General features: G+C 73.0%; 26 protein-coding genes. 9 read left to right on the forward strand and 17 right to left on the reverse strand.

Features of this window, described 5'->3' with window-relative positions; all coding sequences use genetic code 11:
• Nucleotides 1-25: 25 nt before the first annotated feature.
• Nucleotides 26-1,318: a geranylgeranyl reductase family protein gene (locus tag IE308_RS32835; RefSeq protein ID WP_110629723.1), complete on the reverse strand. Its 1,293-nt coding sequence runs from the start codon at nucleotides 1,316-1,318 to the stop codon at nucleotides 26-28.
• A gap of 97 nt (nucleotides 1,319-1,415) precedes the next feature.
• Between IE308_RS32835 and IE308_RS32840 the strand changes: the two genes are divergently transcribed.
• On the forward strand, nucleotides 1,416-1,922 hold the full coding sequence (locus IE308_RS32840) for a GNAT family N-acetyltransferase (protein ID WP_110629722.1): 507 nt from the start codon (nucleotides 1,416-1,418) through the stop codon (nucleotides 1,920-1,922).
• Nucleotides 1,923-1,948: 26 nt separating this feature from the next.
• Here the strand turns inward: IE308_RS32840 and IE308_RS32845 are convergent, their stop codons facing one another.
• Genes IE308_RS32845 through IE308_RS32860 form a run of 4 tightly spaced genes read right to left on the reverse strand, consistent with a single transcriptional unit; the run spans nucleotide 1,949 to nucleotide 6,482 of the window.
• Entirely contained in the window at nucleotides 1,949-2,641 is a 693-nt protein-coding gene (locus IE308_RS32845) for a demethylmenaquinone methyltransferase (protein ID WP_190220670.1), read from the reverse strand.
• A gap of 35 nt (nucleotides 2,642-2,676) precedes the next feature.
• Entirely contained in the window at nucleotides 2,677-3,831 is a 1,155-nt protein-coding gene (locus IE308_RS32850) for an acyltransferase family protein (RefSeq protein WP_373314655.1), read from the reverse strand.
• A 1-nt stretch (nucleotide 3,832) separates the two neighbouring features.
• Entirely contained in the window at nucleotides 3,833-6,085 is a 2,253-nt protein-coding gene (locus tag IE308_RS32855) for a bifunctional polysaccharide deacetylase/glycosyltransferase family 2 protein (RefSeq protein ID WP_190220672.1), read from the reverse strand.
• A gap of 19 nt (nucleotides 6,086-6,104) precedes the next feature.
• Nucleotides 6,105-6,482, reverse strand: coding sequence for a hypothetical protein (locus IE308_RS32860; protein WP_190220673.1), 378 nt, complete (start codon nucleotides 6,480-6,482; stop codon nucleotides 6,105-6,107).
• A 201-nt stretch (nucleotides 6,483-6,683) separates the two neighbouring features.
• Between IE308_RS32860 and IE308_RS32865 the strand changes: the two genes are divergently transcribed.
• The gene (locus tag IE308_RS32865; RefSeq protein ID WP_190220674.1) at nucleotides 6,684-7,649 is read left to right on the forward strand and encodes a chitinase; all 966 of its coding nucleotides are present in this window, start codon (nucleotides 6,684-6,686) and stop codon (nucleotides 7,647-7,649) included.
• 17 nt (nucleotides 7,650-7,666) lie between these two features.
• Here the strand turns inward: IE308_RS32865 and IE308_RS32870 are convergent, their stop codons facing one another.
• The 5 genes from IE308_RS32870 to IE308_RS32890 all read right to left on the reverse strand — a co-directional run bounded on the left by IE308_RS32870 (nucleotide 7,667) and on the right by IE308_RS32890 (nucleotide 13,093).
• A complete protein-coding gene (locus tag IE308_RS32870; RefSeq protein WP_190220675.1) occupies nucleotides 7,667-8,119 on the reverse strand; it encodes an imidazolonepropionase-like domain-containing protein in 453 nt (150 codons plus the stop codon).
• Nucleotides 8,120-8,126: 7 nt separating this feature from the next.
• Nucleotides 8,127-9,326: a cyclic dehypoxanthinyl futalosine synthase gene (gene mqnC / locus IE308_RS32875; protein ID WP_190220676.1), complete on the reverse strand. Its 1,200-nt coding sequence runs from the start codon at nucleotides 9,324-9,326 to the stop codon at nucleotides 8,127-8,129.
• 181 nt (nucleotides 9,327-9,507) lie between these two features.
• Nucleotides 9,508-10,275 (reverse strand): prepilin peptidase, encoded by a 768-nt coding sequence (locus tag IE308_RS32880; RefSeq protein WP_229909311.1) that lies wholly within the window; start codon nucleotides 10,273-10,275, stop codon nucleotides 9,508-9,510.
• Nucleotides 10,276-10,277: 2 nt separating this feature from the next.
• On the reverse strand, nucleotides 10,278-12,080 hold the full coding sequence (locus IE308_RS32885) for a serine/threonine-protein kinase (protein WP_190220678.1): 1,803 nt from the start codon (nucleotides 12,078-12,080) through the stop codon (nucleotides 10,278-10,280).
• Nucleotides 12,081-12,244: 164 nt separating this feature from the next.
• Nucleotides 12,245-13,093 (reverse strand): menaquinone biosynthetic enzyme MqnA/MqnD family protein, encoded by an 849-nt coding sequence (locus IE308_RS32890; protein ID WP_110629712.1) that lies wholly within the window; start codon nucleotides 13,091-13,093, stop codon nucleotides 12,245-12,247.
• 284 nt (nucleotides 13,094-13,377) lie between these two features.
• Between IE308_RS32890 and IE308_RS32895 the strand changes: the two genes are divergently transcribed.
• On the forward strand, nucleotides 13,378-13,581 hold the full coding sequence (locus IE308_RS32895) for a cold-shock protein (RefSeq protein WP_003992177.1): 204 nt from the start codon (nucleotides 13,378-13,380) through the stop codon (nucleotides 13,579-13,581).
• 108 nt (nucleotides 13,582-13,689) lie between these two features.
• Here IE308_RS32895 and IE308_RS32900 read toward each other — a convergent pair whose 3' ends face one another.
• On the reverse strand, nucleotides 13,690-14,253 hold the full coding sequence (locus IE308_RS32900) for a helix-turn-helix domain-containing protein (RefSeq protein WP_190220679.1): 564 nt from the start codon (nucleotides 14,251-14,253) through the stop codon (nucleotides 13,690-13,692).
• 86 nt (nucleotides 14,254-14,339) lie between these two features.
• Between IE308_RS32900 and IE308_RS32905 the strand changes: the two genes are divergently transcribed.
• From IE308_RS32905 to IE308_RS32915, 3 genes are read left to right on the forward strand one after another with little or no spacing between them, the layout of a single operon-like run.
• The gene (locus IE308_RS32905) at nucleotides 14,340-15,020 is read left to right on the forward strand and encodes an AzlC family ABC transporter permease (RefSeq protein WP_190220680.1); all 681 of its coding nucleotides are present in this window, start codon (nucleotides 14,340-14,342) and stop codon (nucleotides 15,018-15,020) included.
• On the forward strand, nucleotides 15,017-15,331 hold the full coding sequence (locus IE308_RS32910) for an AzlD domain-containing protein (RefSeq protein ID WP_190220681.1): 315 nt from the start codon (nucleotides 15,017-15,019) through the stop codon (nucleotides 15,329-15,331). Before IE308_RS32905 ends, IE308_RS32910 begins: the two co-directional genes overlap by 4 nt.
• A gap of 56 nt (nucleotides 15,332-15,387) precedes the next feature.
• Nucleotides 15,388-16,044 (forward strand): class I SAM-dependent methyltransferase, encoded by a 657-nt coding sequence (locus IE308_RS32915; RefSeq protein WP_190220682.1) that lies wholly within the window; start codon nucleotides 15,388-15,390, stop codon nucleotides 16,042-16,044.
• 114 nt (nucleotides 16,045-16,158) lie between these two features.
• Here the strand turns inward: IE308_RS32915 and IE308_RS32920 are convergent, their stop codons facing one another.
• A complete protein-coding gene (locus IE308_RS32920) occupies nucleotides 16,159-16,707 on the reverse strand; it encodes a DUF6817 domain-containing protein (RefSeq protein WP_190220683.1) in 549 nt (182 codons plus the stop codon).
• 168 nt (nucleotides 16,708-16,875) lie between these two features.
• Here IE308_RS32920 and IE308_RS32925 point away from each other — a divergent pair, with 168 nt between their 5' ends.
• Nucleotides 16,876-17,865: a LysR family transcriptional regulator gene (locus tag IE308_RS32925; protein WP_190220684.1), complete on the forward strand. Its 990-nt coding sequence runs from the start codon at nucleotides 16,876-16,878 to the stop codon at nucleotides 17,863-17,865.
• Here IE308_RS32925 and IE308_RS32930 read toward each other — a convergent pair.
• The gene (locus IE308_RS32930) at nucleotides 17,786-19,717 is read right to left on the reverse strand and encodes an AMP-dependent synthetase/ligase (RefSeq protein ID WP_190220685.1); all 1,932 of its coding nucleotides are present in this window, start codon (nucleotides 19,715-19,717) and stop codon (nucleotides 17,786-17,788) included. The genes IE308_RS32925 and IE308_RS32930 overlap by 80 nt on opposite strands.
• 332 nt (nucleotides 19,718-20,049) lie before the next feature.
• On the opposite strand from IE308_RS32930, the gene IE308_RS32935 reads away from it, so the two are divergent.
• Nucleotides 20,050-21,351, forward strand: a complete 1,302-nt coding sequence (locus IE308_RS32935) for a 3-oxoacyl-ACP reductase (protein WP_190220686.1) — start codon at nucleotides 20,050-20,052, stop codon at nucleotides 21,349-21,351.
• On the forward strand, nucleotides 21,351-22,217 hold the full coding sequence (locus IE308_RS32940) for a MaoC family dehydratase (RefSeq protein WP_190220687.1): 867 nt from the start codon (nucleotides 21,351-21,353) through the stop codon (nucleotides 22,215-22,217). Before IE308_RS32935 ends, IE308_RS32940 begins: the two co-directional genes overlap by 1 nt.
• Before the next feature lie 14 nt (nucleotides 22,218-22,231).
• Here IE308_RS32940 and IE308_RS32945 read toward each other — a convergent pair whose 3' ends face one another.
• From IE308_RS32945 to IE308_RS32960, 4 genes are all read right to left on the reverse strand, one after another.
• Nucleotides 22,232-22,876: a TetR/AcrR family transcriptional regulator gene (locus tag IE308_RS32945; RefSeq protein ID WP_110629702.1), complete on the reverse strand. Its 645-nt coding sequence runs from the start codon at nucleotides 22,874-22,876 to the stop codon at nucleotides 22,232-22,234.
• Between the two features lie 14 nt (nucleotides 22,877-22,890).
• Entirely contained in the window at nucleotides 22,891-23,187 is a 297-nt protein-coding gene (locus IE308_RS32950) for a DUF4229 domain-containing protein (RefSeq protein WP_110629701.1), read from the reverse strand.
• Between the two features lie 99 nt (nucleotides 23,188-23,286).
• A complete protein-coding gene (locus IE308_RS32955; protein WP_190220688.1) occupies nucleotides 23,287-23,811 on the reverse strand; it encodes a GNAT family N-acetyltransferase in 525 nt (174 codons plus the stop codon).
• 16 nt (nucleotides 23,812-23,827) lie between these two features.
• Nucleotides 23,828-24,475: a UdgX family uracil-DNA binding protein gene (locus tag IE308_RS32960; RefSeq protein WP_190220689.1), complete on the reverse strand. Its 648-nt coding sequence runs from the start codon at nucleotides 24,473-24,475 to the stop codon at nucleotides 23,828-23,830.
• Nucleotides 24,476-24,539 lie beyond the last annotated feature (64 nt).

The following is a 24,539-nucleotide window of genomic DNA, read 5'->3' on the forward strand; positions in this document are numbered from 1 at the left end:
GCCCCGCCCGCATCCCCGGCGGGGCTCAGGCCTTCGGGGCCACCCGGCTCAGGCCGTTGATGATGCGGTCCATCGCGTCGCCGCCGGTCGGGTCGGTGAGGTTGGCGAGCAGCTTGAGGGTGAACTTCATCAGCATCGGGTGGCTCAGACCGCGCTGGGTGGCGATCTGCATGACCTTCGGGTTGCCGATGAGCTTCACGAAGGCGCGGCCGAGCGTGTAGTAGCCGCCGTAGGTGTCCTTGAGGATGCGCGGGTAGCGCTGCAGGGCGAGTTCCCGCTGGCCGGGGGTGGCGCGGGCGTGGGCCTGGACGATGACGTCGGCGGCGAGCTGGCCGGACTCCATGGCGTAGGCGATGCCCTCGCCGTTGAAGGGGTTCACCAGGCCGCCGGCGTCGCCGACGAGGAGGAGGCCCTTGGTGTAGTGCGGCTGCCGGTTGAAGGCCATGGGCAGGGCGGCGCCGCGGATCGGGCCGGTCATGTTCTCCGGGGTGTAGCCCCAGTCCTCCGGCATGGAGGCGCACCAGGCCTTCAGCACCTCGCGCCAGTCCAGCTCCTTGAAGGAGTCGGAGGTGTTGAGGACGCCGAGGCCGACGTTGGAGGTGCCGTCGCCCATGCCGAAGATCCAGCCGTAGCCGGGCAGCAGGCGGTCCTGCGGGCCGCGGCGGTCCCACAGCTCCAGCCAGGACTCCAGGTAGTCGTCGTCGTGGCGGGGCGAGGTGAAGTACGTCCGCACGGCGACGCCCATCGGACGGTCCTCGCGCCGGTGCAGGCCCATCGCCAGGGACAGCCGGGTGGAGTTGCCGTCGGCGGCGACGACGAGCGGCGCGTGGAAGGTGACCTCGCGCTTGTCCTCGCCGAGCTTGGCGGTGACGCCGGTGATGCGGCCGGTGCGGTCGTCGACGATCGGCCCGCTGACGTTGCAGCGCTCGAAGAGCCGGGCGCCCGCCTTCTGGGCGTTGCGGGCGAGCTGCTCGTCGAAGTCGTCGCGCTTGCGGACGAGGCCGTAGTCGGGGAAGGAGGCGAGATCCGGCCAGTCCAGCTGGAGGCGCACCCCGCCGCCGATGATCCTCAGGCCCTTGTTGCGCAGCCAGCCGGCCTCTTCGGAGATGTCGATGCCCATCGCCACGAGCTGCTTGACGGCGCGCGGGGTGAGCCCGTCGCCGCAGACCTTCTCGCGCGGGAACTCGGTCTTCTCCAGGAGCAGGACGTCGAGTCCGGACTTGGCGAGGTGGTACGCCGTCGTGGAGCCGGCCGGCCCCGCGCCCACGACGATCACATCGGCGGTGTTCTCGGAGAGGGGCTCGGTCACGACGGTCACGGCGGGATCTCCCCAAGTAAGAAATCTGTGTGCCGAGGGGCACTGGACATGGGCAGTCTATTCAGCGGCAACGACCGACCGGCTGAAGGGCTGCCCCGTGAACCGAACTCTCCCCGTGGTACGGCTGCGTGTCCCCACCGACGAGGACGCCGTGGCCTGGCACCGGGTCTTCGACCACCCGGACGTCATGGAGTTCCACGGCGGGAGGTCCGCCGAGCTGTCCGTCTACGAGGAGCTCACCGCCCGCCAGCGCCGGCACGACGCCGAGCTGGGCTTCTGCCTGTGGACGATGCTGGACGAGGAGGACCGGGTCATCGGGTTCACCGGCGCCCAGCCGTGGCCGCACGCGTGGGGACCGGCCGGCGAGATCGAGATCGGCTGGCGGCTCGGGCGGGACCACTGGGGCAAGGGGTACGTCACGGCGGCGGCGCGGATGACACTGGAACGGGTGCGCGCGGCGGGCGTCGGCAGCGTGGTGGCGATGGTGGACGCGCGGAACGCCCGCTCGATCGCGGTGACCGAGCGGCTGGGGATGCGGCTCGCGCAGACGTACACGACGCCGGCGTCGCAGCGGCAGGGGCACTGCTTCCGGCTGGAGCTGTGACGCCCTTCGTCCGTGACCAGTCGTGGCTACGCCTTGAAGCCCCGGTGCAGGGTGACGATCCCGCCGGTCAGGTTCCGCCAGGCCACCTTCGACCAGCCGGCCTTCTGCAGCCGCTGGGCGAGGGCGGGCTGGTCGGGCCAGGCGCGGATGGACTCGGCGAGGTAGACGTAGGCGTCGGGGTTGGAGGACACCGCGCGGGCGATGGGCGGCAGCGCGCGCATCAGGTACTCGGTGTACACGGTCCGGAACGGCGCCCACGTCGGATGCGAGAACTCGCAGATCACGACGCGTCCGCCGGGCCGGGTCACCCGGTGCATCTCGCGCAGGGCGGTGTCGAAGTCCCGCACGTTGCGCAGCCCGAAGGAGATCGTCACCGCGTCGAAGGTGTCGTCCTTGAACGGCAGCCGCGTCGCGTCGCCCGCGGTGAACGGCAGCCACGCGTGGCGCTTCTTGCCGACCTGGAGCATGCCGAGCGAGAAGTCGCAGGGGACGACGTACGCGCCGGTGCGGGCGAAGGGCAGCGAGGAGGTGGCCGTACCGGCGGCGAGGTCGAGGACCTTCTGCGCCGGCCGGGCGTCGACGGCCTTCGCCACCTCCCTGCGCCACAGCCGGGCCTGGCCCAGGGACAGCACGTCGTTGGTCAGGTCGTACCGTTCCGCCACGTCGTCGAACATCGAGGCGACTTCGTGCGGCTGCTTGTCCAGGGATGCGCGGGTCACGCCGCCATTGTTGCAGTACGCCCGTCAGCCCCGGGTCAGGGGAGCAGCTTCGGCCTCTTCCGCGCCGCGACGTCCTCCACCCAGCCGCAGGCCAGGACGGACACCGCGATCAGCACCCAGCCGACGCCGAACAGGAACCACTGGCTGTCCAGCGGCAGGTACGTCTCGAAGGCGGGCACGTTCCAGAACGCGTCGATCAGCGGGACGGCGAGGACGAGGGCCAGCTCGTGCCAGAGGTAGATCGTCACGGCACGCGCGTTGAAGACGGTGACCAGGCGGTTCAGCCGGCGGTACCGGGCCAGCCCGGCGAGGTCGACGCCGAGGCGGGCCTTGGTCCACATCAGCAGCGTCACGAACCCGGCCGACCAGAAGGCCTGCGCGAGCGGGATGTCGTCGAGGTCGTAGGTGCCGTACGCGGCCTGGTGGGCGAGGGCGTACCAGCCGCCGAAGGCCAGCGCGGCCAGGGACAGGACGACGACCGGGCCGGGGCGCAGCCGGGCGAGGACGCCGTCGCGGTGGGCGAAGCCGAGCAGCCAGCAGAACAGGTACGTCGCCAGGTCCAGCAGGGCGGTGCCGAGCCGGTCGTCGGGGGGCTGCCGGACGTACTGGAAGACCAGGACCGGGGCGAGGGAGAGCAGCAGGACGGGGACCGGGGCGAGGCGGAAGATCCGCAGGAGGAGCGGGGACAGGAGGACGAACCAGAGGTAGGTGCGCAGGTACCAGAGGATCTCCCAGGCCTGCTCGCCCCAGGCGTTGCCGGGCGGGTCGCCCAGCGGGACGACCCAGAAGACGATCTGCGGGCCCGGCATCCAGCCGTGGACGAGCATCGCGGTGACCACGAAGACGCCCCAGAACCAGAACGGGGGCAGGAGCCGGCGGAGGCGTCCCCTGATCACCTGCGGGGCGGGGCGCTCCAGGGACTTGGCCATCAGGGTGCCGGCGAGGGCGAACATGACGCCCATGGAGGGGAACGCCATGGCGGCCCAGGGCCAGCCGAAGGTGTGGTAGGCGACGACGCGTACGAGTGCGAGCGCCCTCAGGGTGTCGAAGTAGCGGTCTCTCACCCGGGCGTCGGTCGAGGCCGTGCCCGGCGCTGGTGGCTGTGCCCACCCGTTCCGCCCTGCGGAACGACTGCCCACAGCCGGGCCCGGGTCGGCGGGCGGGGTGCCGCCTCTCCTGTGCATCCCCACCTCAGCCCACCCCCGCCGGGGTGCCGACCTCGCCCGTGCGCTTCAGTTTCTGCCAGCGCAGGCGGCCGCCCGTCAGGGCCGTGACGCAGGAGTGGATGAGGACCAGGTACATCATCTGCCGGTAGGCGAGCTGCTGGAGCGGCATCATCAGCAGGTAGCGGTACTTCTCGCGGTCCAGGCGGAAGGCGTAGGCCGCGCACAGCAGCTGCACGCCGAGGACCGCCAGCCAGGCCAGCAGGGCCGCCCGGAAGTCGATGAAGATCATCGAGTAGGCGGTGAACACGTCGATCAGCGGGGCGAAGACCGGCGTGACGATCTGGAACAGCACGACGAGCGGCAGGCCGACCCGGCCGAAGCGGCCCGACGGCCCCCGGTCGGTGAGGGCCCCGCGGTGCTTCCAGAGGGCCTGCATCGTGCCGTAGGACCAGCGGTAGCGCTGCGACCAGAGCTGCTTGAGCGAGCCGGGCGCCTCGGTCCACGCGCGCGCGTGCTCCTGATAGACGACCCGCCAGCCCGCGCGGTGCAGGGCGATGGTGATGTCGGTGTCCTCGGCGAGGGTGTCCTCGCTCATCCCGCCCACCGCGAGGACCGCCTCGCGGCGGAACGCGCCGATCGCGCCGGGGATCGTCGGCATGCAGCGCAGCAGGTCGTACATGCGCCGGTCGAGGTTGAAGCCCATCACGTACTCGATGTGCTGCCAGGCGCCGATGAGGGTGGTGCGGTTGCCGACCTTGGCGTTGCCGGCGACCGCGCCGACGGACGGGTCGGCGAAGGGCTGCACGAGCTGCCGTACGGTGTCCGGCTCGAAGACGGTGTCGCCGTCCATCATCACGACGATGTCGTACGAGGCGTTGCGGACGCCGTTGTTGAGCGCGGCCGGTTTGCCCGCGTTCTGCTGGCGGATCACCCGGACGTTGGGCATGCCCAGGGACTCGGCGATGTCGGCGGTGCCGTCGGTGGAGCCGTCGTCCACGACGATGATCTCGACGGGGTGGGTGCTGCGCGCAAGCGAGGCGAGGGTGTTGGCGATGCACTCCTTCTCGTTGTACGCCGGGACGATCACGCTGACCGGGCGGGTGACCGGTGGTCCCCAGCTGAAGCGGCGCCGGTTGCGCTGTCTGTGGTGGCGGCGGGCGAGGAGCAGCATCATCCCGAAGCGGCCCAGCACGGCGACGCCGACGACCGTCAGCCCGGCCGACAGCGCCGGTACGGTCCACTCGGCGACCGCGACGGCCGCGACGAGCGCCTTGCCCTCGTAGAGGGTGACGCCGGTGGCGGTGCGGTGCGCGGCCTGGAGCCGGGTGGCGGTGGCGGAGCCGTTCCGCACGGGGCCACCGCCCTGTGCCTGTGCCTGCGTTTGGGCCTGTGCCGCTTGCTGCTTCTCCAGTACGCCGCTGATCGTGGTGAAGGTGTACCCCGCCGCCCGCATCTTCTCGATGTACCGCGGCAGCGCCTCGATGGTCTGGGAGCGTTCGCCGCCGGCGTCGTGGAAGAGCACCGAGGCGCCCTTGCCGTCCTCCGGCGTGGCCCACTCGATGATCTTCTTGACGCCGGGCCGCTTCCAGTCGTCGCTGTCGGTGTCGATGAAGACGCTGGTGTAGCCGTCCTTTCCGAGCTTCTGGTAGACGGGCCAGCTGTAGTCGTCGATGGCGTCGGTCTCGGAGGAGTAGGGCGCGCGGAACAGCGTCGTGGTGATGCCGGCGGCGCCGGCCAGCGCGAGCTGGGTCTGCCGCATCTCGCGGTCGACGCGGGCCTCGCTCTGGTAGGAGAGGTCGATGTGGGTGAAGGTGTGGACGCCGACCTCGTTCCCCTGCTCGACCATGTCCCGCACGATGTCCGGATAGCGCGAGACCATCGAGCCGACCAGGAAGAACGTGGCCGGGACGTCGTACTTCCGCAGGATCTCCAGGACCTGCGGGGTCCAGGTGGGGTCCGGGCCGTCGTCGAAGGTGAGGGCGATCGTCTTGTCCGGGACGGAGACGGTCTTCGCCTGGCCGCCGCGGAAGGTGAGGATCGGCCCGCCGTCGAGGACCTTCTCGGGCACCTTGTCGGCGCTCGCGCCGGTGCGGACACGCTGGTCGCCGCCGACCTCGGCGCGCAGGTAGCCGTCGAGCAGCATGACGCTGGTCAGGGCGAGCAGGAGCAGCAGCGCGAGGATGACGCGCGGTTTCTGCAGTGCGGCGGCGCGGCCCGCGGCCCGTTCGATCCGGGTGGGGGCGCGGCGCCGGCCGCGGGGGGACGTCGTCGAGGACATGAGGGTGGCTGCGTTCCGGTCAGTCGGCCGCGGTGGGGGCGGGTACGGAAGGGGAGGCGGTCGGGACCGCCGGGGCGGGTGCGGAGGCGGTCGGGACCGCCGGGGCGGGCGCCTCGGGGCGGAAGCCGCCGGGGGCCTGGCCGCGCTGCCCGCCGGCCGCGTCGAACGGCAGCAGGGACGACGGGGTCAGCGAGGTGCCCCAGCCCATGAAGGCCATGACCAGGACGGCGGCGTAGCCGAGGCACACGGCGCCGACCAGCAGGCCGAGCCGGCGCAGCAGCTTGGCGCGGCGGCCGGAGTTGTCAACGAACACGGGTCCCTCGGCGGATCCGGCGGCGCGCTTGCGGCGGCGCCCGCGCGCCGGGGCGCGGTTTTCGATGGCAGGCTCGGAATGCATTCCCCGGATGTTAGGGACGCTTTTTGTGACGGAAACTCTCAGCTTCTTGTGCGGCACCCATGAGACGGGCCCGAGCCTGTCCTTTTCCTGAGAGACACGGCCTGTACCTGCGGAAACGCGCGGAAACTGAAAGGAACCGCTCAGCTTTGCGTGACAATTTCGGTGCGGTAGACGTAATTCACGAGAGCGGGTGCACGCGCAATGAGGGGTTTCCGTACGCTGACGGCCGGGCTGATCTGTACGGCGTTCCTGGGCGCGGCGGGCTGTTCGTCTGATGCCCCGCCGGAGTCCTCCACGACCTACCAGCCGTACGTCAGCGCCACCGCCGCCTCCAGCGGTGACTCCGCGGGCTCCGCGGCGGTGTACAACCTGGCCTTCGTCATCTCGGACGGCAGTGGCTGCACGCCGGAGTGGAACGGCACGTATGCCGTCGGCGATACGGCGGTCAGGTCCCGGATCGCCGGGCTGACGGCGGGCGGGGCGCGCGTGCGGGTCTCCTTCGGCGGCGCGTCCGGCAAGGAGCTGGCCGCGACCTGCGACAGCGCGGCCGGGCTGGCCGCGGCCTACGCCGCCGCCCTGGACGCCGCGGGCGCCTCCGAGGCCGACTTCGACATCGAGGGCGACGAGCTGACCGACGCGGCCTCCGTCGCCCTGCGCTCGCAGGCCATCGCGCTGCTGCAGAAGGAACGGCCCGCGCTGAAGGTGTCGTTCACGCTGCCGGTGATGCCGTCGGGGCTGGACGCCGACTCACTGGCGCTGCTCGCGTCCGCGAACACGTACGACGTGCAGGTCTCCACGGTCAACCTCATGACCATGAACTACGGCGAGTCCTACACCGGCGACATGGGCGACTACGCGCTGACCTCCGCCACCGCCGCGCACGCCCAGCTGAAGAGCGTCTTCGGGCTGTCCGACGCGGCGGCCTGGCGTGGCATGGCGCTCACCTCGATGATCGGCGTCAACGACGTGAGCGGCGAGACGTTCGGCCTCGCCGACGCGGCGCAGGTCCGGGCGTTCGCGGAGGAGAAGGGCATCGCGTGGCTGTCGATGTGGTCGACGTTCCGGGACCGGCAGTGTGCCGCCAGCTCCGCCACGGAGGACGCCCTGACGAACTGCAGTGGGGTGACGCAGAGTTCGGGGGCGTTCGCGGAGGCCTTCACCGGTTAGGGGCTCCGCGACCCGGCCTAGCGGCGGCGGTGCACCAGGCGCCCGGCGCACACCGTGGCGATGCAGGCGCCGGTCGCGTCGAACACGGCCAGGTCCGCACGGCCCAGCTCCACCAGGGCCGTACGGCGGGCCCGCGCGAGCACCACCACGTCGTTGCGCTCGGCGGCGGCCCGCAGTTCGGGTGAGCCGACGTGCTCCTCCAGCACCGCGACCGCGCCCGACTTCAGCACCGCGTGCACGCGTTCGCGCGGCGACGGGGCCTCCGGCAGCGGGCCCGGGTGGATCCGGGCCGGGCCGAGCACCCCGGGCCAGCGGCGTACGCGCGCCCCCGGGAACCGCTGCTCCAGCTCGGCGAGCGGCCCCACCGCGGCGATCCGGATGCCGTCCACCGCCACGGCACCGTCCTTGACCGGCTCAGCGTCGTCCTCCCAGACGTACCGCACCTCGTCCGCGGCATGAAGTGTCAGCACGGTCGGTTCAGTTGGAGGTGAGGAGCTTCAGTTCGGGGTGGGCTGTGCCGCCCTCGATGGCCGTCGAGGAGATGTGGGAGACGACGCGGTCGTCGACGGGGTCGTTGGCCGGGTCGTCGTGGACGACGAGGTGCTCGTACGTCGTGGAGCGCTGCGCGGGCACGCGGCCGGCCTTGCGGATCAGGTCGATGATCTCCAGCCGGTTGGAGCGGTGCTTGGCGCCGGCCGACGACACCACGTTCTCCTCCAGCATGATCGAGCCGAGGTCGTCCGCGCCGTAGTGCAGGGACAGCTGGCCGACCTCCTTGCCGGTGGTGAGCCAGGAACCCTGGATGTGGGCCACGTTGTCGAGGAACAGGCGGGCGATCGCGATCATCCGCAGGTACTCGAAGAGGGTGGCCTGGGTGCGGCCCTTCAGGTGGTTGTTCTCGGGCTGGTAGGTGTACGGGATGAACGCCCGGAAGCCGCCCGTGCGGTCCTGGACGTCACGGATCATCCGCAGGTGCTCGATGCGCTCGGCGTTGGTCTCGCCGGTGCCCATCAGCATCGTGGAGGTGGACTCCACGCCCAGCCGGTGCGCGGTCTCCATGATCTCCAGCCAGCGCTCGCCGGACTCCTTCAGGGGCGCGATCGCCTTGCGGGGGCGCTCGGGGAGCAGTTCCGCGCCGGCGCCGGCGAAGGAGTCGAGGCCGGCCTCGTGGATGCGGGTGATGGCCTCCTCGACGGACACGCCGCTGATCCGGGCCATGTGCTCGACCTCGGACGCGCCCAGCGAGTGGATCACCAGCTGCGGGAAGGCGTCCTTGATGGCCTTGAAGTGCGTCTCGTAGTACTCGACGCCGAAGTCCGGGTGGTGGCCGCCCTGGAACATGATCTGCGTGCCGCCCAGCTCGACGGTCTCCGCGCAGCGGCGCAGGATGTCGTCGAGGTCGCGGGTCCAGCCCTTGGCCGTGTCCTTCGGGGCGGCGTAGAAGGCGCAGAACTTGCACGCCGTGACGCACACGTTCGTGTAGTTGATGTTCCGCTCGATGATGTACGTCGCGATGTGCTCGGTGCCCGCGTACCTGCGGCGGCGTACGGCGTCGGCGGCGGCGCCCAGCGCGTGCAGGGGGGCGTCGCGGTAGAGGTCGAGCGCCTCCTCGGGCGTGATGCGTCCGCCCGCTGCGGCTCGGTCGAGGACGGACTGGAGGTCGGCCTTCTCGGTCACCGGGGCGTCCCTTTCGTCAAGGATCAAGGAGGTGGCGCGAAGCGCTCGATGGAAGGGTGGTGGTGGGAGACGGGTGGGCGGACCGAACCAGCCTACGCCAGGTGTTTTACGGCACCGACGTCAGGCCGACGGCGCCGCCCGCCCCGGCTCACGCCCGCCACCCGCCCGCCGCACGTCCGTCTCACGCCGCGTACGCGCCGACCAGCACCCCCACGAACACCCCCGCCACCATGAACGGCCCGAAGGGGATCGCCGTACGCCGCCCGGCGCGGCCCGCGACGACGAGGGCGCCGCCGTACAGCGCCCCGCACGCGAACCCGGCGAACGTGCCGAGCAGGACCGTGCCCCAGCCGTACCAGCCGAGGACGGCGCCCGCGCCGAGCGCCAGCTTCACGTCGCCGAAGCCCATGCCGCCGGGGTTGAGGAAGAACAGCAGGAAGTAGCCGCCGCCCAGGGCGAACGCGCCATACAGGGCCGTCGGCCAGCGGCCCGCGTGCTCGGGCGCGAACGCGGCGAGGCCGAGCAGGCCGAGCGCGGCGGCGGCGAGCGGCAGGGTCAGCGCGTCCGGCAGCCGCTGCACCCGCACGTCCACCACCGTCAGCAGCACCCCGACCGGCGCGAGCAGCAGCCACACCGCCAGCTCGGGGCGCGGGCCCGTGGCCGCGGCGAGCGCGGCACAGACGAGGGCGGTGGCGAGGGACAGGGCCGCCGCTCCGGAGCCGTACCGTGCGCCCGGCGCGGGACACGCCCGGCAGCGCGCCCGCCCCAGCCAGCCCGGCACCGGGTGCCCGGCAGGGCAAGTGCCCCGCCAGTCCTCCCCGGCGGGTACGGCGAAGCGGTACGCGGCGCGCGGCAGCAGCGTCCCGGCGAGCGCTCCCCAGACGGCGGCGACGGCGACGAGGAGCACGTCCACGTCGACGTCCACGGGGAGGGCCGGCCCGGGGGACACCGTCAGCCGATCTTCGACAGCCGGGCGACCGGGTTGCCCGACGCCGAGCTGTCGGACTTGTAGACGAGGTCGTCGCCCTCCGGCACGAGGCGCACGGTGTGCCGCCCTTGGTCGCATCCGGCGTGGTTGGTCTTCGCCCCGGCCGACGAGGCGACCAGCTCGGTCTTCGTGACCTGCTTCAGCGTCAGGACGTCGGTGCAGACGCCGCCGAGCTGGTCGGTGTTGCGCACCTCGCCCACCTGCTGGCCGGCCTCGGCCTGACGGACGGTCACCCGGAAGGTGCCCATGGGCAAGGCGCCGCCCAGGCCGGTGCCCTGGCCCTCCCAGGTGCCGAGGTAGCGGGCGGGGACGGGGCCGGACGGGGCGGGGGCGGCGGCGTCCGGCTCACCGGCCGACGGGGAGGCGTGGCTGCCGCTGCTGCTGTTGTCCTTGGTGCCCTGTCCGGGCAGCAGGTCCAGGACGAAGACCGAACCGACCGTCACGGCCGCGAGCGCCCCGGCGACCGCGAGCGCCACCGTGCAGCTCAGCCGCCGCCCCCGGCCGCCCGCGACGGGCGCCGCGTCGGCGGCCACGGTGACCGACAGCCGCCCGGGCCGCGACCGGCCGCCTCCGGGCGGGTCCTGCGCTACGGCGTCCGGCGGTACGGCGTCCCGTGGAACGGCATGCCGAGGTACGGCTTCCCGCGGTACGGCGGTCTCCGCGCCGGGTGCCGTCTGCCGCGGCACGGCCGGCATCACCGGCGGCGGCCCGAACACGCCCGCCACGGAGGCCCCTTCGACGGCAGAGGACCCTGCGGACGCCGAGGCCGGGGCCACAGCGGGAGCCGACGCCGGGACAGGTGCCGCAGGACCGCCCCCCGTCTCCTCCACCACCCCACCGAACCCCACCGGCCCCGACACCGGCCCCTCCCCCGCCTCCAGGTTCAGCAGCTGTACGGCGCTGCGGCTCACCTGTTCCACCAGCGCGCCCGGCAGCCAGCCGCCCGCCACGAGCCGTGCCGCGCCCTGGGGGGCGAGCCGCCGGGCAATCTCCGCCGGGGCGGGGCGGGCCGCCGGGTCCTTGGCCAGGCAGTGCGCCGCCAACTCCCGTAGTTCGCCGTCGAGCCCGCCGAGGTCGGGCTCCTCGTGCACGACCTGGTAGAGCAGCGCGGCCGAGGAGTCCCCGGCGAACGGGGGTGCGCCGGTCGCGGCGTACGCCAGGACCGCGCCGAGGGAGAACACGTCGGCCGCGCCGGTGACGCCCTTGCCGAGGATCTGCTCGGGGGACATGTAACCGGGCGAGCCGACGGAGACGCCGGTGGAGGTGAGGGAGGCGGTGCCGTCGGTGGCGCGGGCGATGCCGAAGTCGATGAGCAGCGGGCCGTCGAGGGTGAGCAGCACGTTGGACGGCTTCACGTCCCGGTGGACCAGGCCCAGTTCGTGGACGGCCGCGAGCGCCTCGGCGAGCCCCGCGCCCAGGGCCCGTACGGACGCGACGGGCAGCGGGCCGTGCGCGGCGACGGCGGCGGCGAGCGAGGGCCCGGCGGCGTAGGCGGTGGCGGCCCACGGCACGGGAGCGTCCGGGTCGGCGTCGAGCACGGAGGCGGTCCAGGCGCCGCCGACCCGCCGGGCCGCCTCGACCTCGCGGCGGAAGCGGGCGCGGAACTCCTCGTCGAGCGCGAAGTGCGGGTGCACGACCTTCACGGCGACCGTGCGCCCGCCGGCGCTGCGGCCCAGGTAGACCCGGCCCATCCCGCCGGAGCCGAGCCGGCCGAGCAGCCGGTAGGGCCCCACGGCGGCGGGTTCGTCGGCTGCGAGCGGCTGCATGGCGTCTTCCCTCCCCCGTACACCGGCGGCGCGCGCCACCGTGTCCCGGCGCCGGGCGCCGGTCCCCCGCACCGGCCGACGGGCGTGCACCCGTCCCCCGGCGGAGTCTCCCCAGCAGGGTAGTGCGGCAGGCCTCGCAACTCACGGCCGTGGCACCCCGGGGCTCACGCCTGCAGCAGTTCCACCTTCACGTCCGCCGGGAAGCCGGTCGTCGGGCCGACCCGGCGGGCGAACTCCGCGACGGCCTCCAGCTGGGCCGGGCCGAAGCTGAAGTCGAGGGTGGTGAAGTACTGGGCGAGGGTCGGCTCGTCGAAGGCCTCCCAGCGGGCGGCCTGTTCGGCGACCTTGCCGACCTCCTCCAGGGAGAGGTTGCGCGAGGCGAGGAACGCCTCGTGGACGCGGCGGGTGATGACGGGCTCGCGCCGGAGGTAGTCCCGGCGGGCGGCCCACACCGCGAAGACGAACGGCAGGCCGGTCCACTCCTTCCACAGCGCGCCCAGGTCGTGCACGGCGAGGCCGTAGCGCGGGCCGTCGTGGAGGTTGGCCCGCAGCGCGGCGTCGCCGATGAGGACGGCGGCCTCGGCCTCCTGCATCATCAGGCTGAGGTCGGGCGGGCAGGTGTAGTAGTCGGGCCGTACGCCGAACCGTTCCGCCAGCAGCAGCTGGGCGAGGCGGACGGAGGTGCGGGAGGTCGAGCCGAGGGCGACCCGGGCGCCGTCGAGGCGGTCCAGCGGGACCTGGGAGACGATCACGCACGACATCACGGGCCCGTCGCAGCCGACGGCGATGTCGGGGAAGGCGACGAGGTCGTCGGCGTTCTTCAGGAACTCGACCAGGGTGATCGGACCGATGTCGAGGTCGCCCCGCACGAGCTGCTCGCTGAGCTTCTCCGGGGTGTCCTTGGTCAGCTCGAAGTCGAGGAGCGTGCCGGTTCTCGCGAGCCCCCAGTACAGGGGCAGGCAGTTCAGGAACTGGATGTGGCCGACGCGCGGCCGGGTGCGAGAATTGTCCACATCGCGAGACTAGACCCGGGGGGCGGCGGCACGACCGGCGCCCCTGCCGTCGAACGGGTGATCCGGCTCAAACATCCGAGTGACGTGATCTTGACCTCTATTGCTTTCCGGTCTCCCCGTGCTACGCTCGCCACAAGTTGCAGTTTGGTTTCCCTTGCAGTACAGAGCCTGCGGAGCATGTGACCGCGGGCTCTCGTCTTTTCAGGCGGATGCAGTTGTGCAGAACTTGTCTTCACACTTGCTGGTTCTGGAGCAGGGCAACCCTTTGAGCCCAAGGAGGGCTTATGGCTACCGGAACCGTTAAGTGGTTCAACGCCGAAAAGGGCTTTGGCTTCATCGCCCAGGAAGGCGGCGGCCCCGACGTCTTCGTCCACTACTCCGCGATCAACGCGTCCGGTTTCCGGTCGCTCGAGGAGAACCAGCAGGTGTCCTTCGACGTCACCCAGGGCCCGAAGGGCCCGCAGGCGGAGAACGTCACCCCGGTCTGATCGATTTCTCGATCGCATCATGATCGCAGTCTGAGTGCAGTACCCAAGGAGCCCCGCGCCGTACGGCGACGGGGCTCCTGCCCTTTCCCGGCGCGGGCCGCCCCGGCCCTACACGTGCTGCATGACCAGCACGAAAGACGTCCCGGGCAGCAAACCCTCGTACGCGTGCGGAACATCGCCGCGATACGTCGCGTAATCCCCGGGATTCAGCTCCACGCCTTCTCCCAGCGGCCCGGCCTTCACCTTTCCGCTGCCGACGATCAGGTGCTCGACGGTGCCGGGGATATGCGGCGCCGACTCCCGGGCGGTGCCCGGTTCCGCGCGGATGTGATAGATGTCCCGGCGCGCGCCCGGGGGGCTCGCCGCGAGCAGGGTGGCGACGAAGTCGGCCCGTTCCGAGGCCACGGCCGGCCCCTCCCCCGCCCGGATCACCTGGAGCGACTGGGTCGGCGGCTCCACCAGCGCGCTGAACGGCACGCCGAGGGCAACCGCCAGCGCCCAGATCGTCTCCACGCCCGGATTGCCGCTCGCCGCCTCCAGTTGGGAGAGCGTGGACTTCGCGACGCCGGCGCGCTTGGCCAGCTCGGACAGGGAGAGTCCGGCGCGGGTGCGCTCGCGCTTGAGGGAGGCGGCGATCCACTCCATGGGAAGCCGGGCGGAGGGCTGGGACATCACGGGGTGACCTTCGATTCCGTTCGCTGGGCCGGTACGACTGTTCGCCTTGACGAACACAACGCCTGTTGTTCATTGTAGAAAACATGCGTTCGCTTCTCCGAACACCCGAGGTCGGTTCCCTCGTCCGGGACAGTTCACTCGTCTGGCTGGCCAGCGGCATCGTCGGCGTGTCCTTCGGCGCGATCGCCGTCGCCGGCGGGCTGCCGGTGTGGGTGCCGGTCGTGATGTCGCTGGTGGTGTACGCGGGCTCGGCCCAGTTCAGCGCCGTCGGCATCCTGCTCGCCGGGGGCGGGCCGCTGGCCGCGGCGGCGACCGGGCTGCTGCTGAACACCCGTACGGCCGCCTACAGTCTCGCCGTCGCCGACGTCCTCGGCCGGGGCCGCGCCGCCCGTCTTCTCGGCGCGCACCTGGTGACCGACGAAACCGTCGCCTTCGCCCTCGCGCAGAGCGACCCGGCGCGCCGCCGGATTGCCTTCTGGGTGTCGGGCCTCGGGCTGTTCGCCGTGTGGAACGCGGGTGTGCTGTGCGGGGCGCTCGCCGGCAGTGCCCTGGGCGACACCAGCACCTACGGCCTCGACGCCGCCTTCCCCGCCGTCCTCGTCGCCCTGGTCCTGCCCGCCCTGCGCACCGACGCCGCGGTACGGCGCTCCGCGCTGCTCGGCGCGGCACTGGCGCTCGCGGTCACGCCGTACGTGCCGGCCGGGGTGCCGGTGCTGCTGGCGCTCGCCGGGCTGGCGCTGCACGGGAAGGGGCGTACGGCGTGAACGCCACGGTCGCGGCGATCCTCGCGCTGGCGGTGGGGACGTACGCCTTCCGGCTGATCGGGCCGGTCCTGCACGGCCGGGTCACGCTCCCGCCCCGGGTACAGGAGCTGCTTTCGGCCGGCGCGATCGTCCTGCTGGTCGCCCTGCTGGCCACGGGCGCACTGACCGAGGCCGGCGCCTTCGCGGGCTGGGCCCGCCCGGCCGGCGTCCTGGTGGGCGCCGTACTGGCGTGGCGCCGGGCGCCGTTCGCGGTGGTGGTGCTCGGGGCGGCGGGGGCTACGGCGGTGCTGCGGTGGGCGGGGGTGGGGTGAGGCGGGACCCACTTCAGCGGCCCCTCGGTGTCAGTGGGGCCCCCTACGCTCCGCCCATGACCGACTCCCTCACCTCCACCCGCCGCTTCTACGACACCATCGCCGAGGACTACGCCGAGCACTTCCGCGACACCCTGGCCGGGCGCCCGCTGGACCGGGCCCAGCTGGTGGCGTTCGCCGAACTCGTCGGCGGGGAGGGCACGGTGGCCGACCTGGGCTGCGGCCCCGGGCGGATCACGGCGTACCTCGCCTCGCTCGGCCTGTCGGTGTACGGGCTCGACCTGTCGGAGTCGATGGTGGCGATCGCGCGGCGGGAGAACCCGGGGCTGCGGTTCGAGCAGGGCTCGATGGCGCGGCTGGACGTTGCGGACGGGAGCCTTGCCGGGGCGGTGTGCTGGTACTCCACGATCCACACCCCCGACGATGACCTCCCGGCCCTCTTCGCGGAACTGCACCGCGTCCTGGCCCCCGGCGCACCGCTCCTCCTCGGCTTCCAGACGGGCGACGAACCCCTCCACCTGGACCGTCCGTGGGGCCACCCGGTCTCCCTGGACTTCCGGCGCCGCCGCCCGGAGCAGCTGACCGCCCTGCTGGAGGGGGCGGGCTTCACACGGCTGTGGCAGACGGTACGGGCCCAGGACACCACCTTGGGCGAGACGGCGGCGCAGGCGTTCCTCGCGGTGCGCAAGTCCTGGGGAGGCAGCGGTTCGTAGGCGGGTGCGGGTACGTCGTGGCTGATCGCGCCCACGCGGCGGAGCCGCATATCGACACAGCCCCGCGCCCCTGGGTGGGCACAATCGCCCGGCATCCGTCGTCGGGGACTCACGTCAGGTCTGGCCGAGCAGTGCCCGGCAGTCCGTCCACGCCGCCTCGGTCAGCAGGGGGCGCAGGCGGGTGAAGAGGGCGAGGAGGTCGCGGCCGTGGCGGGCGCGGAAGTCCGGGTTCTCGGCGGCGAGGTCGAGTTCGTTGGCGGCGGTCAGCTCGGCGAAGTCCCGCGTCTCGGCGGCCGTGGCGGGCACGGCCGTACCGGTGAAGCGGTCGTGGAAGCGGGCGTCCGGGCCGTCCAGCGTGGGATACGTCGCCTCTCGCGCGCACCCCGCGTAGCGCCGGACGATCTCCTCGGCCTCCGCCCCGATCACGGCGGCCAGGTCGGCGCGCCGGTCGAGCGGGAGCAGGGGCTCGGGGAAGCCGTCGGTGCCGTAGCAGGCGTGGCACAGGCCCGCGAGCCGCAGGGCCGGACGGGCGTCCCACGCGGCGAGGCGGGCGTGCACCCGGTCGAGGTGGGCGAGGAGCGTGCCGCCGGGGTGCGGGATGCGGTCGGCGCCCGCTTCGACGAGGAGGGCGCGTGCTGCTCGGAGGCTGGGGGACACGGTCACCGTGCTCCTTCGGGAGCGTGCGCGGACGGGGGGATGGCGGGTCGGCACCCGCTCCTCCCGGGGGAGCGGGTTGCCGCCCTTGGGGCCCTGGGAAGATCGTCGTACACCGGTCAAAGGCCAGTCAATCCTTGGGATTTGTCGCTTGACCCAAGCTGTAGCTTGGGGGCCATGACCCTCGACGACCTGCGGGTGTTCGTGGCCGTGTGCCGGGCCGGGAGCCTCAGTGCCGTGGCCCGGGAGCTGGGGTGTACCCAGTCGGCGGTGAGCCAGCACGTGAAGCGGCTGGAGCGGGAGACCGGCGTGGCCCTGCTGGAGCGGCAGCCGCGCGGGGTCGTGCCCACGCGGGCGGGACGGATCCTGGAGGAGGCCGCCGCCGAGGGGATCTCCGGGCTGGATCTGGCCGTCCGGCGGTTGCGGGATCTGGGCAGCGGCGAGCGCGGGTACGTGCGGGTGGCGACCGGGGCGACCACGGTGCGGCACTTCATGTCCGACGCGGTGGTGGCGTTCCGCCGCCGCTACCCCGAGGTCAACCTGGAGTTCCGCACGGTCAGTTCGGGCCGCGGCAGCTTCGACGCGCTCGCCGACGGCACCCTCGACCTGGCGTGGATCACCCTGGGCCCGCCGGTGCGGGGCATCGAGCAGCGGGCGGTGGTGGAGTTGCCGTGGATGCTGGCGGTGCGCCCGGACGATCCCCTCGCCGGGCGGGAGCGTGTGGAGGCGGCCGATGTGGCCGGGCTGCGCGTGATCCGCCTGCCCCCGAACTCGGCGTCCGCCGCCCAGCTGGAGGCCGCCTGCGCGGAGGCGGGTGTGCGGTTCGCGTACGACACGAGCGTCGCCGACTGGGACACGGCCCTGCTGCTGGCCGAACTGGGCGTCGGCCGCGCGGTGGTGCCCGCCTTTCCGGGACTTGAGCAGGCCGGTGACGGGTCGCTGCGGCTGCTCCCCCTGCCCGGTCTGCGCCCGCTGCCCGTCGGGTGGGCCGTACGCCGCTGGGACGCCCTGGCCCCGGCGGCGCGGGCGTTCGCGGACACGGTGGTGCGGCACCGGCGCGGGCTGCAGGCTCCCACGGCCCCGGCCTCTACTGCGCGTACAGCCCTTCCACCTCCGCCGCGAAGTCCCGCAGGACCGCCTCGCGGCGCAGCTTCATCGACGGGGTGAGGTGGCCGGCCATCTCCGTGAAGTCGGTCGGGAGGACGGTGAAGCGGCGGATGGATTCGGGGCGGGAGACCAGTTTGTTGGCCTCGTCCAAAGCCCGTTGGAGTACGGCCCTCAGCTCCGGGTCGTCGACGAGGAGTTCCGCTGGGACGGGGTGCTTGCCGTTCATGCGGCGCCAGTGGGAGACGCCGTCCATGTCGAGGGTGATCAGCGCGGAGACGTAGGGGCGGCCGTCGCCCACCAGCATCACCTGGGAGATCAGCGGGTGCTGGCGCAGCCAGTTCTCCAGCGGGGCGGGGGCGATGCTCTTGCCGCCCGCCGTGATCATGATCTCCTTCTTGCGGCCGGTGATGGTGAGGTAGCCCTCGTCGTCGAGTTCGCCTAGGTCACCGGTGGGCAGCCAGCCGTCGCGGGTCGCGGGGACGACCCCGCCGGCCTGCGGGTCCCAGTAGCCGCGCAGCACGTGGTCGCCGGAGACGAGGATCTCCCCGTCGGCGGCGATCCGCACGCGCGTGCCGGGCAGCGGCCAGCCGACCGTGCCGAGGCGGGGCTTGAGCGGCGGGGTGACGGTCGTGGCGCCGGTGGTCTCGGTCAGGCCGTACCCCTCGAAGACCTGGATGCCGGCGCCCGCGTAGAAGGCGGCGAGGCGGCGGCCGAGCGGGGAGCCGCCGCAGATGGCGTATTTGACCCGGCCGCCCATGGCGGCCCGGATCTTGCGGTAGACCAGTGGGTCGTAGAAGGTGCGGGCGGTCTTCAGGGAGCGGGTGGGGCCGCTGCCGGTGCCCGCCTGCCGGGCCTCCAGGGCGGCGCCGTAGCGGCGGGCCACCGCGGCCGCGCGGTCGAAGGCGGCGACCCGGCCGCCGGCCTCGGCCTTGGCGCGGGCCGAGTTGTAGACCTTCTCCAGCATGTACGGGATGGTCAGCAGACAGGTCGGCCGGAAGGCCGCGAGGTCCGGCAGCAGGTCCTCCGCCTTCAGGCTCGGGGCGTGTCCGAGGCGGACCCGGGCGCGGACGCACGCGACGGCGACCATCCGGCCGAACACATGGGACATCGGCAGGAAGAGCAGCACCGACGGCTCCTCCCCGGTCTCCGCGCGGAAGACCGGGTAGAGCAGCTCGACGGCGTTGTCGACCTCGGCGAAGAAGTTGCCGTGGGAGAGCACGCAGCCCTTGGGGCGGCCGGTCGTGCCGGAGGTGTAGATGAGCGTGGCGAGGGTGTCCGGGCCGAGCATCCCGCGCCGTACGGCGACCTCCTGGTCGGGGACGGTGGCCGCGCCCAGCTCGCCCAGCCGCTCGACATGCCCCTTCTCGATCACCCACACGTGCCGCAGGTCGGGCAGGTGGGGGCGCTCGGGGCCGAGGGCGGCGGCCTGCGCGACGGTCTCGGTGACGACGGCGACCGCACCGGAGTCCTGGAGGATCCAGCGGGTCTGGTAGATGGAGGAGGTCGGGTAGACGGGGACGGTGACCAGGCCGGCGGCCCAGGCGGCGAAGTCCAGCAGCGTCCACTCGTACGTCGTACGGGCCATGACCGCGATCCGGTCGCCCGGCACGAGCCCCTCGGCGATCAGCCCCTTCGCGACGGCCTGCACCTCGGCGGCGAACCGCTCGGCGGTCACGTCGGTCCACCGGCCGTCCGGCTGCCGCCTGCTGAGCACGACCGAGGCGGGCGCCGCGTCGGCGTTCTCGAAGGGCAGGTCGGCGAGCGAGCCGTGCCGCACGGGCCGGGCGAGCGGCGGCACGGACGCCTCCCGTACGGCCCCGTCCAGCCGCTTGGTCTCGGGCTCGACGAGGACGGGTCCCCGGGGGCCGTCGAGATCCTCGAAAGCGGCGGAGGGCGAGTAGGGGGTGGACACGGGGCGGCTCCTGGGGCGTGCAGCGTGGAACTGCTTGCTGCATGACGTACGCGCCTCGCGGTGCGGGGCGTTCACCGGCGACGGCCCGCGCGCAGGGTTACCGCCGGTTAAGTACCGGATCGTACGGCGCCCCTGTGGGGGCCTTGTGCGGGTTCCGGGCGGGTCCGGGGCCGGGGCTGTGCAACCTCGGGGATTACGTGAGGGGGGCTCACATTGACTGTACGCCTCTTCAATGGCATAGCATTACCGGCGGTAACCTTACTCCAGAGTAAGCAGGCGGAGTAAGCCCTGTGAGAGTGAGCAATCTGGGCAGACCAGGGAGGGCGCCCGGCATGGCCGACCGCTATCTGACCTTCACCGGCACCGCGCCCGGTCGCTTTCTGACCCGCCGTCTCGGGCTGCCGCGCCCGGCCCCGCTGGCCCGCTGGTCGGCCGAACGACCCGTGTTCACCGGCGGGTTGCTGCACCTGACGGCGGGCAAGGGCATGCCCGGCCTGGAGCAGGTCCTGGCGCGCACCGGTCTCGACGCCGGGGAGCGCGACCCCGCCGCCGTCGTCCTCGACGCCACCGGAGTACGGGACGTCGGCGCGCTCGCCGAGGTGCACGCCGCCCTGCACCCGGTCGTCCGGTCGGTCGCCACGAGCGGCCGGGTGGTCGTGCTGGGCGCCCCACCGGATGCCGCCGACCACCATGAGGCGGCGGCCCAGCAGGCCCTGGAGGGCTTCACGCGCTCGCTGGGCAAGGAGATCGGCGGAGGCAGGACGGTGAACCTGGTCCGGCTCACCGACCCGGCCGCCGCCGAGTCCACCCTGCGCTTCCTGCTCTCCCCCAAGTCCGCCTACGTCAGCGGCCAGGTGATCCACGTCGACGCCCGCGACACCACCGCCCCGGACGACTGGGACCGCCCGCTGTCCGGCCGTACCGCGCTGGTCACCGGGGCCGCCCGGGGCATCGGCGCGGCCGTCGCCGAGACGCTGGCCCGGGACGGCGCGCGGGTCGTCGTCCTCGACGTGCCGTCCGCGCAGGAGGAGGCCGAACGGCTCGCCGCGCGGCTCGGCGGCAGCGCGCTCGCGCTGGACATCACGGCGGCCGACGCGGGCGAGCGGATCGCCGGTGCCCTGCCCGACGGCCTGGACGTGCTGGTGCACAACGCGGGCGTCACCCGTGACCGCCGGCTGGCCAACATGCCCGCCGAGCGCTGGAGTTCCGTCCTGGAGGTCAACCTGGCGAGCGTCCTGCGCACCACGGACGCGCTGCTCGCGCGGGGCGCGCTCCGCCCGCACGGGCGGATCGTCGCCACCGCCTCCATCGCGGGCCTCGCGGGCAACGCCGGGCAGACCAACTACGCGGCGAGCAAGGCGGGGATCGCCGGCCTGGTCCGCGCCCTCGCCCCGCACGCGCTGGCCGGGCACCAGGTGACGGTGAACGCGGTCGCGCCCGGGTTCATCGAGACGAAGATGACCGCGGCGGTCCCCGTTCTCATCCGCGAGGCCGGCCGCCGGATGAACTCCCTCGCGCAGGGCGGACTGCCCGTCGACGTCGCCGAGACCGTCGCCTGGCTGGCGCATCCGGCCTCCGGCGCGGTCAACGGGCAGGTCGTCCGGGTGTGCGGCCAGAGCCTGCTGGGGGCGTGATGACGACCGGAACCGTCCTCGGCAAGCCCCCCGCCCTCACGCCGCTGCTGGCGCGCGGGGCGCTGCTGTCCCCGTTCAAGCGGCCCCGCCCGGACGCGCCCTTCCCCCGCACCCGCCTGGTCCTGCCCGGCCTGCGGGTCGACCTCGCGCGGCTCTCCGCCTACGAACGGGTCTGCGGCTTCGCCACCGGCGAGGACGCCCTCCCGCTCACCTACCCGCACGTCCTCGGCTTCCCGCTCGCCATGCGGCTGATGAGCGGCCGGGACTTCCCGCTGCCGCTGCTCGGCCTGGTCCACACGTCGATCGGGATCCGCAGGCACCGCGCCCTCCCGGCGACGGGCACCTACGAACTCGCCGTGCGCGTCGACCGGTTGGCACCGCACCGGCGGGGCACGGAGGCGGCCGTCGTCACCGAGCTGCGGGACGCGGGGACGGGGCGGGTCGTCTGGGAGTCGACGAGCACCTATCTGGCGCGGCACCGCACGGCCGGCGAGCACTCCGGGGCGCCCGTGCCCGGCCCGCAGGCCCCGTCACCGCTGCCCGCCGTCGCGGAGTGGCGGCCCGGCGCCGACCTCGGCCGCCGCTACGGCGCCGTCTCGGGCGACCGCAACCCCATCCACCTGCACCCGCTCACCGCCCGCCTGTTCGGCTTCCCGAGGGCCATCGCGCACGGCATGTGGACGGTGGCCCGCTGCCTGGCCGCGCACGGCAGCCCCGAAGCGGCCGTCGTGCGGGCCGAGTTCAGGGCACCGGTACCGCTGCCGGCGACGGTGGTGTACGCGGCGGACGCCTCGGGCCGCTTCGAGCTGCGCTCATCCGACGGCCGCACCCACCTGACCGGCAGCGTGACGACCGCACCGGCCTGACCGGCGACGCGACGTCACGGTGCCGGCGGTGACCAGGCCCGGCCCGCCATGAGGGAGCCGAGGCCCGCCCACGCGAAGTTCATCAGTGTGGCCGCGGCCTGCCGGGCGCCGACGCCGTCGCCGGTGTTGGCCCAGGCGGCGAGCGACTCGGCGGCACCGACGAGGGCCTCGGCGAGCCCGGCGACCTCGTGGTCGGCGAGGTCGGGGTTGCGGTGGGCCTCCCGCGCGGCGACGGCGATCAGCCGCGTGACGAACGTGACGATCTCCGCCCGCATCGCGGTGACCTCGGCGGCGAACGGCTCGCCGTGGGTGCGGGCGTGGAGGTGCAGCACGGACCAGGCGTCGGGGTGCCGCGCGGTGTGCGTGAAGAATGCCAGCAGCCCGTCCCACAGCCGCCGGTCGGCGGGCTGGTCCAGCCGCACGGCCGTGCGCACGGCCTCGGTGAGCGCGGCGGCCTCACGGCGGATGACGGCGAGGAAGAGGTCGTCCTTGGAGTTCAGGTACAGATACACGAGCGGCTTCGAGACGCCCGCGAGTTCCGCGATGTCGTCCATCGAGGCCGCCATGTACCCGCGCTGCCCGAAGATCCGTACGGCCGCGTCCAGCATCTGCTGCTCACGGACGGCCCGCGGCATCCGCTTGGTCTTCACAGCACCCATGAGGGCAAGGGTAGTTAGGACGCTCCCTGCGCGCGGGCCGCGTCGTCCGCCACGTCCTCCTGGCTGCGGTTGGCGTCCAGGTTGGCCTTGACCCGGTCGACCTTCTGGACGATCTGCTCGGAGGCGCGGTCGCGCTCCTTGCGCAGCACCACGAAGCTGATCGGGGCGGAGATCACCAGCGACAGCAGCAGCACCCACATGCCGTTGGAGGCGCCGAGGCCGCGCGGGACGACGCCGGAGTAGACGAGGCCCCAGACGACCACGAGGCAGCCCACGAAGATCCCGAGGCGCATCAGCGTGTAGCGGAGCATCGCAATCCACTCTTCCGATCGAAAAGGCGGCACAAAAGGGTCAGCATCCAGTGAAGCACGCGCTGCCGCCGATCTTGCGCCGGGGTACGGACGGCCGCCTCAGCCCAGCGGCAGCAGCATGATCACGTCGTCGCGGTCGTCGCCCGGCGCCACGCGGATCGCGCCCGGGATGCGGCCGACCTCCTTGTAGCCGCAGGAGCCGTAGAACCGCTCCAGGCCGAGGCCGCCGCGGCAGGTCAGCCGGATCGCCTCGATGCCGTCGAGGCCGCGGGCCGCGTCCTCGGCGGCGGCCAGCAGGTCACGGCCGTAGCCCTTGCCCTGGTGACGCGGGTGCACCATGACGGTGTACAGCCACAGCCAGTGGGTCATCAGCCGGTGCGTGTTGAGGGTGAGGAACGCGGTCGCGGCCACCTTTCCCTGCTCGTCGTGACCGACGAGGAGCCGGGTGCGTCCCTCCGCCATCGCCGCGAAGTGCTTCACCAGCTCCGGCCGGATCGCCTCCGGTGTCACCGGCGGCACGAAGCCGACGGCGCCTCCCGCGTTGGAGACGTCCGCCCACAGGTCGAGGATGCCGTCGCGCAGCTCGGGGGTGACGGCCGGGTCAAAGGTGAAAGTAAGGGCCACCGGGGCATCGTAGCCCTTACGCCAGGGCGCGTGCCGCTGTTTCCAGATCGTGGACGAGGCCCTCGTACGCCGTCTCGCGGTCGTCCGCCCGCAGCACGGACGACGGGTGCACGGTCGGTACGAGCCGCTCCTGGCGCCCGTGGATCTCCCGCTCCAGCACGGTGCCGCGCACCTCGGTGACCCGGAACGAGCTGCCCAGCAGCGCCTTGCCCGCGGTCGCGCCGAGCACCACGATCAGATCCGGCTCCACCAGGGCCAGCTCGGCGGCCAGCCAGGGGCCGCACGCCGTCATCTCCCGCAGCGTCGGCGCCTTGTGGATGCGCCGCTTCTTCGGCTCGGCCTGCGTGAACTTGAAGTGCTTGACCGCGTTGGTGACGTACGCCTCGGCCGGGTCGATCCCGGCGTCCGCGAGCGCCCGGTCGAGCAGCTTCCCGGCGGGCCCCACGAAGGGCCTGCCCTGCCGGTCCTCCTGGTCGCCGGGCTGCTCCCCGACGAGCATCACGCGCGCGTGGGCGTCCCCGGAACCGAAGACGGTCTGGGTGGCGGCGCGGTGCAGCGGGCAGCCGCGACAGCCGGCGGCGGCTTCGCGCAGCGCCGGGAGTCCACCGCGCTCGGGGACGAACGGCGCCGCGTCGTACTGGTCCTCGGGGGCCTGTGCGGGCATACGCCCCGAGTACCCACCTCAGGGGCGCGGGGAACTGCGCGACCAGCCCCCACGCACCCGCAGC

It is taken from the genome of Streptomyces griseosporeus (assembly GCF_014656055.1).
GTDB classification, from domain to species: Bacteria; Actinomycetota; Actinomycetes; order Streptomycetales; family Streptomycetaceae; genus Streptomyces; species Streptomyces griseosporeus.